The sequence below is a fragment of the Vibrio sp. Vb0937 genome (assembly GCF_033338855.1).
In genome coordinates this window covers 1-1,051 of the sequence record NZ_JAWOTK010000445.1, presented here as the reverse complement: position 1 = coordinate 1,051, position 1,051 = coordinate 1, and the positions used below count along the sequence as shown (strand labels likewise).

Annotated in this window: 2 protein-coding genes; both read left to right on the top strand. The window is 44.9% G+C overall.

The window, feature by feature from the left end; translation table 11 throughout:
* The coding region (locus tag R7P67_RS26385) for a tRNA pseudouridine(13) synthase TruD (RefSeq protein ID WP_318086523.1) at positions 1–704 on the top strand (704 nt) is incomplete at its 5' end.
* Positions 704–1,051, top strand: a 348-nt coding sequence (gene surE, locus R7P67_RS26380) for a 5'/3'-nucleotidase SurE (protein ID WP_318086522.1), incomplete at its 3' end; no start/stop codon positions are given. The genes R7P67_RS26385 and surE, both read left to right, overlap by 1 nt.

The window sequence follows — 1,051 nt, the reverse complement described above, 5'->3', positions numbered from 1 at the left end:
TTCTGGCGACCGATCGACACAACAAAAAACTGCGTCCTGGTGACTTAATCGGGAACGAGTTTGTGGTTACCTTGTCTGAAGTGACAGATGTGGCGGATGTAGAGCAACGCCTTGAAAAAGTTAAACAAGTTGGTGTGCCAAACTACTTTGGTAGCCAACGCTTTGGTAACGATGGAAATAACCTCGACGAAGCCCGTCGTTGGGGACGAGAAAACGTTCGTACGCGTAACCAAAACAAACGCAGCATGTACCTGTCTGCCGCGCGTTCATGGATCTTCAACCGCATCGTTTCTGCTCGTCTAGAAAATGGTGTGTTTGATAAATTCATCGATGGTGACATCGCACAGACATCACAAGGATTGTTGGCTGTTGATGCGAATAACATTGCTGATATGCAAAACAAGCTTGCATTGAGTGAAGTTGAGATTACTGCCGCTTTAGCGGGTGATAATGCGTTACCGACCCAAGCTGATGCACTTGCATTAGAACAGCCATTTATTGATGAAGAACCTGATTTAATGGCTCTGATCCGTGGTAATCGTATGCGTCACGATCGTCGTGAAATCGCACTCAAACCAAAAGACTTAGCTTGGAACGTTGAAGGTAACAATATTACGTTGACCTTCTCACTCGATGCAGGCTCTTTTGCCACATCCATTGTTCGTGAGTTGGTGAATGAGGTCAAAGTAGAAAGAGAATACTAATGGAACTGGATTCACTAAATACAAAACCTTTAAGAATTCTAATTAGTAATGACGACGGTGTGCATGCTCAAGGAATTCACGCGTTAGCGGATGAGCTGAGAAGCATCGCGGAAGTGATCATTGTTGCCCCAGACCGAAATCGTTCTGGTGCATCAAACTCACTGACATTGGAACAGCCTCTGCGAGTCACAGAAATTGCTCCTAATACTTATTCGGTTCAAGGGACACCGACAGATTGCGTTCATTTTGCTCTAAATGAGCTGATGAAAGATGACCTGCCAGATCTTGTATTATCTGGCATTAATCATGGTGCAAATCTGGGGGATGACGTTCTGTACTCTGGTACC